Source organism: Rheinheimera sp., from assembly GCF_020217005.1.
GTDB lineage: Bacteria > Pseudomonadota > Gammaproteobacteria > Enterobacterales > Alteromonadaceae > Pararheinheimera.
In genome coordinates this window covers 1-10,000 of sequence record NZ_JAIWOI010000114.1, presented here as the reverse complement: position 1 = coordinate 10,000, position 10,000 = coordinate 1, and the positions used below count along the sequence as shown (strand labels likewise).

General features: G+C 46.6%; 7 protein-coding genes. 6 read left to right on the top strand and 1 reads right to left on the bottom strand.

Annotation, left to right across the window (positions count from 1 at the left end; all coding sequences use genetic code 11):
• The 6 genes from LDL40_RS05530 to LDL40_RS05505 all read left to right on the top strand — a co-directional run.
• A partial coding sequence (locus tag LDL40_RS05530; protein WP_300994186.1) for a hypothetical protein occupies positions 1–2,457 on the top strand: 2,457 nt, incomplete at its 5' end.
• A 9-nt stretch (positions 2,458–2,466) separates the two neighbouring features.
• Positions 2,467–3,282: an MBL fold metallo-hydrolase gene (locus tag LDL40_RS05525; protein WP_300994185.1), complete on the top strand. Its 816-nt coding sequence runs from the start codon at positions 2,467–2,469 to the stop codon at positions 3,280–3,282.
• Positions 3,276–5,483 (top strand): CHASE2 domain-containing protein, encoded by a 2,208-nt coding sequence (locus tag LDL40_RS05520; protein ID WP_300994184.1) that lies wholly within the window; start codon positions 3,276–3,278, stop codon positions 5,481–5,483. Before LDL40_RS05525 ends, LDL40_RS05520 begins: the two co-directional genes overlap by 7 nt.
• 12 nt (positions 5,484–5,495) lie before the next feature.
• On the top strand, positions 5,496–7,130 hold the full coding sequence (locus LDL40_RS05515; protein WP_300994183.1) for an HD family phosphohydrolase: 1,635 nt from the start codon (positions 5,496–5,498) through the stop codon (positions 7,128–7,130).
• Between the two features lie 47 nt (positions 7,131–7,177).
• A complete protein-coding gene (locus tag LDL40_RS05510; protein WP_300994181.1) occupies positions 7,178–7,975 on the top strand; it encodes a hypothetical protein in 798 nt (265 codons plus the stop codon).
• Positions 7,976–8,021: 46 nt separating this feature from the next.
• A complete protein-coding gene (locus tag LDL40_RS05505; protein ID WP_300994179.1) occupies positions 8,022–8,783 on the top strand; it encodes a TerC family protein in 762 nt (253 codons plus the stop codon).
• 34 nt (positions 8,784–8,817) lie between these two features.
• On the opposite strand, the gene LDL40_RS05500 is transcribed toward LDL40_RS05505, so the two are convergent.
• Positions 8,818–9,819: a DUF2955 domain-containing protein gene (locus LDL40_RS05500; protein WP_300994177.1), complete on the bottom strand. Its 1,002-nt coding sequence runs from the start codon at positions 9,817–9,819 to the stop codon at positions 8,818–8,820.
• Positions 9,820–10,000: the final 181 nt, after the last annotated feature.

Here is a 10,000-nt window from a genome sequence, read left to right as displayed (position 1 = left end):
CTCAGTGGCGAGTACAACAATCCTGTATCAGTCATTCCCCTTAGTGATGGTAAGAGTTTGATCCTTGGCACAGTGCACTCGACAGCAGATAGAGAGTTGTTTGTGGTCCGCCTGAAAGCTGATGGTTCGATAGATACAACTTATGCTGATGATGGCCTGTTCAGAAACCGTATATTGTCCAATACCACAGAAGATGCTGTGGCTGCTGTACTGACCAGCGGCAATCAGTTAGTGGTACTGGCAAATTACAGTGACAACAGCGGTTCAGGATTTGTTCTGTTCAGACTAAGCAGTTCAGGCGTATTGGATCCAACTTTTGGTAATGGCACTGGTTACGTGTTATGCGAGGCGACACCCTGTGGTGGAGATGCTCAGGCCACAGACCTGATTCAGAATCATCTTGGACATTATGTAGTATCCGGGGTTAGAAATGGCAATGAAGGCTTTTTGCTGGAGTTTGCTGACTCTGGGTACCAAAACGGCTGGATTAGCAACGTTGCAGCTATTGAGCAGTTTGACCAGGTGCTGCAGGACAGTAGTAATAAATACTACGGCATAGGCCAATCAGCTAATGGACATATAGTAGTGGCAAGGTTTTTTTCAGATTTCACCAAGGACGATCCTGGCTTTGGACCAGGCTACTATGAATATGATTTTGGTCTTCAAAGCTCGATCCCATACGATGCCGTACTTTATGACGACTATCTTTATGTCGTAGGCAGCCTGACTGATGGAGCGAATCCTGGCAGTCCGGATGGGCTATTCTTCAAACTGGACAGCAATGGGCTGGTGGATTCAACTTTTGGCAATGGTGGTTTTTTCCAGGTGAATGGAGACAATGACAAGCCTTTGTCTTATAAAGCGGTTAGTTACGACGCCTCTGGATTCTACGTTTTCACGGCCACCACATCAGCTGCAGAGGATATGCTTTCGTTAAGTAAGTATAGTCTCAGCGGTGCCTTTGAAACTGATCAACCTTTGTCTTTTGACGGAGAGCTAACAGCTGTCGAACTGGTCAGTGCTGGTGCTGATTTATGGCTTTTGGCACAAATGAAGGATCCTGCTTATGGCGATGTCAGCGATGTCGCATTTAATTGGGTCGGCAAGTATCAGTCTTTTAATCTTAGCGCTACCACAAGTTTTTCGGCGGATGGCCAACGCTGGTTTAACGCTGGTTTTGGCACTGACGTTTTGCAGGGCACACAAAGGTTAATCCTCAACGACCAAACCGATAAAACATTGTTTTATGGTTACAGTTATTCCTTTGTGAATGGGAGTTATCAGCAAGGCTTCATTGGTCGTTTGGCTGAGGACGGTGCATTAGATCAGACATTTGGTAATCACGGTGTTGTGCTGCTCAGAGATGAGCAATTGAGCGAAATGACGATCAAGGCTGTACTTGAGGCGGCGGATAACAAAATCTATGTCGCAGGCTACGGAGTTGACAGTTCTGATCATGAAATTGGCTACTCGCTCAGACTGGATCAGCATGGTGATCTGGATCCAACTTTTGCCACAGGTGTGCTCGAACTCACCCCTGCGGCATTGGGAACTTATGATCAATCAGCAGCGGTTCAATTGCGCTTAACCTCAGCGGGTCAGTTGTTGGTGGGCGCTGAATACCGCTTCAGTAGCCCAAATAACGTTGATATTAGCTTACTCCGGTTAAATACGGACGGAACTGTAGACAGCAGTTTTGGTAATGCTGGTTTTGCGCTCTTCAGCGCCTTAGATGACAGCAGTACTACAGCGGAAAATCTCGACATTATGGAACTCGACCCGGACGACAATATAGTCATAGCGGGGCAATATAAACTCGCCTCCGATCCTCAGCTTTTTGTTGCCCGCTATACAGACGATGGGGTGCTGATGAATAGCAACAATAGCCCATCACATGCATTTGGCACTGCAGGCCTTGGTTACAGCTTGATCAATCTCAATGCTAATTCGGTTTATTACGAGAAAATGAATAGTTTTGCTTTTGATAGTACAGGGCATTTGATCTTTGCTATGTCACAAGGTTTTGAAGGCGACGATTCGTATTATCTGTACCGTTTGGAACCCGATGGTCTGGCCGATACTTCTTTTAATTCGGCCCAGCCCCGGCTTTATAGCAGCTTCAGTAATTCTGTCGCTATAGATTTAGTGATTAAACAAATTCTACTCGATGGGGCTGGTCGTTTGTTGATGGCCGGAACTTATGGGGCTAATGCCTGGATTGGCCGGGTATTGCTGGATGGCTCCGGCAGTGCCCCCGGACGCTGGGATCCTAACTTTGAATATAGTTCCGGCACAGCAGGTGCTCATGTGTTCACTGGGTTTGGGTTTACTTCCAACTTAACTATGGAACTGGCGGGTGACAAACTTTTGCTGGGGTGGAGTAAATTTTTTAGCCCCAAATACAAATTGGCCTTCAGGCAGTACAGGTTGGATGAATATGACCCAAATAACCAGTAGTGAATCATCATGCAAATAAAATTTTATGGTGTGCGTGGCTCTATCCCTACTCCTGGTGTTGAGACTCAAAGGTATGGAGGCAATACTCCTTGTATCCTGGTAACCAGTCAAAGTGGACAGCAGTTGATTTTAGATGCAGGCACAGGTATCCGCTCTCTCGGGGAAGAATTACTGTCCGGCACTGAAGAGCTGGTGTTATTACTGAGCCACAACCATTGGGATCATATACAGGGTTTTCCTTTTTTTGCCCCGGCTTATCAGGCGGGTCGCCTGATCCGTATTATTCCGGGTAAAACTCAAGCGGAAGACAATGAAGCCATTCTGAAGCAAATGTCTGGTGAGTTTTTTCCTGTGGCATCACAGCAATTAGCCTCACATATTCGTATAACTGCTATGGCCGCTGATCAATGGCAACTTGGAGATTTTGCTATTCGTCGTTGCAGGTTGAATCATCCGGGGTCTGGCAGCGCTTATCACATCAGTGCGGATGGTCAAACTTTGGCTTATGTCACAGACAACGAGCTTTTCCCTCCGGAGCAGACGACAACGTCCAGAACACAATGGCTGGAATTTGTCGCCGGAGTGGATTTGTTGATCCATGATGGCCAGTACCTGGAAACCGACATGCCATATAAACTAGGCTGGGGTCATTCTCTGATCAGTCAGGCTGTGGATTTGGCCACCGATGCCGGGGTAAAACAATTGGTGATTTTTAGCCATGATCCAGCCAGAACGGACCAACAGCTGGATCTGTTGGCGCAACAATTCTCCGGTCATAGCCCAGAAGTACTGCTAGCTAAAGAAGGAATGGAGTTGTGGTGCTGAAGTACTGGCGTCGCCATCAATGGGTAATGCTGTGCAGCCTGCTATTCTGCTTCACTCTGGTGTTGGTCCAGTTCAATGCAGTGAATGAAGAACAGGCCGTGTTGAAGCGGCTGGATGGTTTGTTGTATGACCTCAGATTAAAACTGATGCTGCCCTTCAGAACGACAACAGATTTGCCTGTTGTGATTGTAGATATTGACGAAAAAAGTCTGCAACAGCTTGGTCGTTGGCCATGGAGTCGGCTGATTGTGGCTGAAATGCTGGAACAGTTAACTGCTGCCGGTGCAGCTGTTGTGGCTTTTGATGTGATTTTTTCTGAGCCTGAAGTGAATCCGGTGCAGCAAGTGTTGCAGCGTGTTGGTCAACAACAGTTGTCCGCTCAGACCAGCTCTGAGCTGCAAAAAGTCGCCCCTTTTTTAGATGCAGATCAGCGTTTTGCCAGTAGTCTGCAAAACAAAGAAGTAGTGCTGGGGTTTTTGTTTCAGCAAGACCAGGTGGCTGTTGGTCAGTTACCTGCAACTTATGTGGAACTAGATAGCCCGGTCGGGAGGAGCTCTGTCAGTTCTTTTGTTGGTTACGTGGCCAACACAACAGTACTACAACAAAGCCCGGGCACAGGTTTTATTAATTCTTCACCTGACCCTGATGGTTTTATTCGTAAGGCAGCACTTTTGATCCGCTATCAGGACAAAATTTATCCCTCACTGGCATTGGAAACCGCCCGTCTATATGCGCTGGCGCAGCAGGTAAAAGTAGAGACTGCTGCTTTACAGCGGATTAACACTGTCGTTGGGGTGACAGTTGGGAATACCCTGATCACTACAGATTTATATGGCAGGGTACTTATTCCTTACCGGGGGCCCGCCAAAAGCTTTCCTTATGTTTCAGCTGTTAATGTAGTGCAAGGGGAAGTGGATAAAACACTTTTCAAAGATGCAGTGGTTTTTGTCGGAACTTCAGCTGTGGGGCATGCGGATCTGCGCTCCACTCCCGTTGGTATGCAGTACCCCGGAGTTGAAGTGCATGCAAACATATTTGAGGGGCTGCTCTATCCACAATTGATCCATTCCCAGCCTGATTGGGCTGAGGCATTGGTCTTTCTGTTTTTAGTCAGTATGGGTGTGTTGATGAGTCTGATTTTCCCTGCTTTAGGGCCTGTCGCCTTAGCCACTACAGGGGCGGGTTTGTTATTACTGACAGTGACGGCTAACCTCTATAGCTGGCAAGTGCTGAAACTGGATTTACCTTTAACATCCAGCTTGCTGCTTATTTTAGCTTTGACCTTGCTGAATCTGATCTATGGTTTTTTTAGCGCTTCACAGCAAAAGGCCAGGATTAAATCAATTTTTGACCAGTATGTGCCTCCAGCTCATATCGAAGAAATGCTGAATCATCCGGACAGCCTGAGTCTGGATGGCAAAAGAAAGGCGATGTCTGTGCTGTTTTCAGATATTCGAGGTTTTACCAGTCTGTCAGAGAAGTTGACGGCGACAGAGCTCAAGTCTTTGTTAAACCGCTATTTTTCGCCTATTACTAAAACTATTTTTGAGCATCAGGGGACTATTGATAAATACGTTGGTGACATGGTTATGGCGTTCTGGAATGCTCCTTTGGATGTAAAAGACCATGCGCTGCTGGCGGTAAAGTCAGGCTTTTCTATGTTGAAAATTACGGACGAACTTAGCCAGAATTTTGTGGCTGAAGGTTTACCGGCCATAGATATTGGTGTGGGGATCAATACAGGTGAAATGAACGTTGGGGATATGGGTTCTGTCTATCGTAGAGCCTATACAGTGCTTGGAGATGCTGTGAACTTAGCGTCCAGGCTGGAAAGCCTGACTAAATATTATGGCGTCAGGTTTTTGGTCAGCCAGTCTACCGCGCAGCAATGTCAGGGAGTCAGGTTTCGTTCTGTCGATAAAGTACGGGTGAAAGGAAAAACAGAAGCAGTAAGGCTGTATGAGCCTATTGATCCTGACTTACTGACCAGCCCGGATGTTGTGGCAGCTTTACAGCAACATGAACAGGCTATTGCATTGTATTTACAGCAAAACTGGAGTGAGGCCAAACTGTTATGGACCACATTGCAGCAGCAGAAAGACCATAAATTATACGCCTTGTATCTCGAACGACTGGATCAGTACCTTCAGCATCCACCTGGTGCTGAATGGGATGGAGTCTATACTCATGCAGATAAGTAGTAATGGTAGCGAATGATGATGACTGAACCTGCGGTATTGCAGCATCTGATAGATATAGGTATTGCGTTGTCGGTAGAACGGGACACCACCCTTCTGTTGGAGCGTATATTAAAAAGTGCTCAGGCTTTAACTCAGGCTGACGGTGGCACTATTTATTCGGTAACGCCTGACAAGAGTCTGAAATTTGAAACTCTGATCAACAATTCGCTGAAACTGCATTTGGGAGGCAGTTCAGGCCAGCCAGCGCCTTTTCCTTCTATTCCTATCTATGTGGAAGGTGAAGTGAACAGGCACGCCATAGTGGCGATAGCTGCTGCTGAAGGAGACGTCATCCATATTCCCGATGCCTATGCATCTGGCCAATATGACTTAAGCGCTGCACGTGCTATGGACCAGCGTACCGGGTATCACACTCAGTCTGTGCTGACAGTCCCTATGAAAAATCACGAAGGCGAACTTAATGGTGTATTGCAGCTGATTAATGCCACTGTCGAGGGGCAGGTCAGTGTTTTTTCAGCTCAGCAAATAGAGTGGGTGCGCTCTTTGGCTTCTCTGGCAGCAGTCGCTCTAACGAACAAACAACTGATTGAAGATATGGAGGCCTTGTTTCAGGGAATAGCAAGACTGATAGCTAAAGCTATAGACGAAAAATCGCCTTACACTGCGGGGCATTGTAAGAGAGTGCCTGAGTTAACCATGATGTTAGCGAATGCGGTACACCGGCATAACTTCGGGCCTTTAGCTGATTTTGTGCTGACAGAAGCGGATAGGCATGAGTTAAGTGTGGCAGGTTGGCTGCACGATTGTGGAAAAATAGCGACACCAGAATATGTAATGGATAAAGCCAGTAAGCTGCAAACTATTTTTGACCGGATAGCGCTGGTAGATGCAAAAATTGAAATAGCAAAAAGGGATTTCGAATTAAGCCTGGCCGGCCCACTTAGTCTGGCGACTTATCTGCAGGATCAGGCTCAGGTTGAGCTGTTGCAACAGCAATTGGCGCACGGCTTGGCCGCCTTGGATCAAGAGCGTGAGTTTCTGCGCAAGGCCAATATAGGAGGCGAGTTTATGGATAAAAGCGATCAGCAACGTGTCGCTGATTTTGGCCGACAACAACAGATTCATATTGCTGGCGAAGAACAAAACCTGTTGTCCGACAACGAAATTTATAACCTGAGCATAGCTCGCGGCACTCTGACGCCTGAAGAACGACAAATTATTAACCGCCATATGGATATTACTGTCGACATGCTGGAGTCTTTGACTTTCCCCAAGCATTTGCAGCGAGTCCCTGAATTTGCTTGTGGCCATCATGAAAAGATGGATGGCTCAGGTTACCCTAAAGGTTTAACAAAAGAGCAAATGTCGATCCCGGCCCGTATGATGGCCATTGCCGATATCTTCGAAGCTTTAACTGCCTGTGACAGGCCTTATAAAGAAGGCAAGCCGTTAAGTGAATGTCTGGCCATTATGGGACGAATGACTCAGAATCAGCACATAGATCCCGATTTGTTTGATATTTTTATCGACCAAAAAGTTTATCTGCAATACGCTGAACAATTTTTAAAACCCACACAAATAGATGAAGTAGATTTAAATCGTATTCCCGGTTATTTGCCACCAGAACGAAGGTATAAGGCCAGCTAGGCCAGATTTAGCCGGGGATAAGGTATCAGTGAGAAAGTCGGAGTCCCATGCGAGTTGTATTGATGTTGTTAACCTGCTGTCTGAGCTTTTTCAGTGGCGCCACTGTGGCCAAAAGTTATGTTATTGGCATAGAGCAATTAGACTATTATCCCCATTATGACTTTAGCTCAGACCACCCCAGAGGTTATTTCTTTGACCTGATCCAGCTATATAGCCAATGGAGTGGCGACCAGTTTGTGTTTAAAGCATTACCGGTCAAAAGGTTGTATAAAGATGCCGCTGAACTGACTGACTTTGTCTACCCGGACAATCTGGTGTGGCAACCCCAACTGGATATCGATCACAAGGTCACTAAATATTACAGTGATCCAGTGATTTACACTTTAGGGGGCACTATGGTATTGCCAGAAAATCAGCAGATGCGGCTGAAGGAATTCAGGCTGTTGGCAAATATTCATGGTTTTTCTCCGACCTTATGGGTTGGCTTGAAAAAGAACTATAAATTCAAAATATTAGATGTGCCAGATGCTGAATCAGCCTTAGGCATGACGCTAAAGGGCAGGGTGGATGCCGCCAATGTTGAATACAATGTGGCTCAGTATCACCTGGCTCAGATGAAAGACAGCGGAACTTTGGTGATAGCTGAACATTTACCTTTTACTAATCTGGCTTTTCATTTGTCCAGTCAAAAACACCCAGAGCAAATACTAAGGTTTAACCAGTTTCTGCGAGAGCAGCAGCAACAAATTCAGCAATTAAAGCAGCGTTACGCTTTGATTGAACACAAAAAGCAATTGCCAAAGATACCGCAACAACCAAAGGTTCCAGCTGAAATTCGCAGATAAAGCCGCTACACTAGCCGCAGTTAATTAAACGCATCGGGAATATTGTATGTTTGAATGGATCGCCAGTCCGGAAGCCTGGATAGCCTTGGGCACTTTGGCTGCTTTGGAAATTGTCTTAGGTATAGACAATATTATCTTTTTATCTATTTTGGTGGGGCGTCTACCTGAGCATCAACGAGCCTTTGCCCGCCGCATGGGACTGGGTTTGGCTATGTTTGCCCGTCTGGCTTTATTGTTCTCTATCTCCTGGGTGATGGGGTTAACCGAAACCTGGTTTACTGTATTGGGTAATGATATTTCCGGTCGTGATGTGATCCTAATTGGCGGCGGTTTATTCCTGCTGGCCAAATCGACTCAGGAAATTCACCATAGTCTGGAAGGGGTTGATGGTGGTGAAGACGCAGGCCCTAAAGTGGTTGCTAATAACCTTTTTATGGTGCTAATCCAAATTGCTATCCTGGATATAGTGTTCTCTTTAGATTCAGTGATCACAGCTGTGGGTCTGGTCAACCAGATAGAAATCATGGCTATAGCTATTATCTCTGCCGTAGCAGTGATGATGTTTGCTGCTAAATCTATAGGTGACTTTGTTGATGCGCACCCATCTATAAAAATTCTGGCGTTATCCTTCCTGATTCTGGTGGGCGTTACCCTGATGATCGAAGGGTTTGATGTGCATGTACCAAAAGGTTACATTTACTTTGCGATGGCGTTCTCTGTGATTGTTGAGATGATCAATATCCGCATGCGTAAAGGTCGTAGTGCAGTGAAACTGCACAAAGCCATGTCAGACGAAAAAGCCGAATAAAACAGCTTTTGATCCCACTGAAGAGCCCGCTGAGTCAATGACCTGGTGGGCTTTTTCTTTCCAGTTGCAGATAAAGTACAGTGGCTAACACCAGAGTTAGCATGACGGCAACACTGACTGAGCTGATACGATACAAGGCGCTGTACATTAAATCCTGATCAGGCTTTAAATACTGACCAAAAATAATAGCCATAGTAGTCATGCCACCAAATGCCACGCCAGACCCCGGACCTTCGACTTGCTGAGCCCTGGCAAAAATTAGCATGCCAATAAAAAACGCCAGCATGGTCAGTGGTAAATGCTGGTAGTTGTCATATAACACCAGCTGAGCCGCTATGGCGTAGGCCGAGCCCAGCAGCACACCTGATGCCCTTTTGATGCCAGCTTGCACTATGCCAGTGAAACTCATAGGCAATAAAATCAGGATACTGCTGGCCTGAGCGGATAAAGAATCCTGCAAGTCCAGCATTTGAAAAATGACAAAAGACAACGTAGCTATAGCTGCAGCAACCAGGCTTTGTTGCTGCTGTTCCCGTGGCGTTTTAGCCGGAGGCATGTGCAGGGGGTGCTCTGGCACAGGGAAGATCCAAATTACGCAGCCACTGATCAACAAAGCAAACAAGACAGCGACCAGGGCATGCCCCAGCATCTGGCCAGGGTCCATGCTGGGGTAGCTGGCAAAATGCAAAAAGATACTGCCATTAATAATAGCTATGGCGGCAAAGACAAAAAGTGCGCCTTTAGCCATCAAGCGGAATAGCCAGAGAAAATAGAGAAATACCAACAGCGTCATCACAGCACTTAAAGCGCCAAGCCAGCTGTACAGCAATACCATAGCGCCAGCGAGCAAGTTAGCCGTCAGATATTGCAGTACAACAAAAGGTGTCAGTCTGGGGATCAGACCTAATAACAGCACTGGGCTGATGGTGAAAAACACTCCCCATTGATCTGAGTTGGTCAGTTTGGCCAGCAGTAAGCCCAGGCTGGCACCAAAGGCCAGCCGCAGTATTTTATTAAAGGGATGCGCAGCAAACATAACTTTGGCTCATCTAATAGACATAATGCAGCAGGCTGATCAGTTGAATCTGGCCTTTAGCCAAAGCCGCCAGCAGACTATTGTCTTTTGGCACCAGTTGCACTGTAGCCCGTGAACCCACCACCAGAGCCGGCGGCATTTGCTCAGTCAAAGCCAGATTGACTTTTAGGCGCTGGGCGTC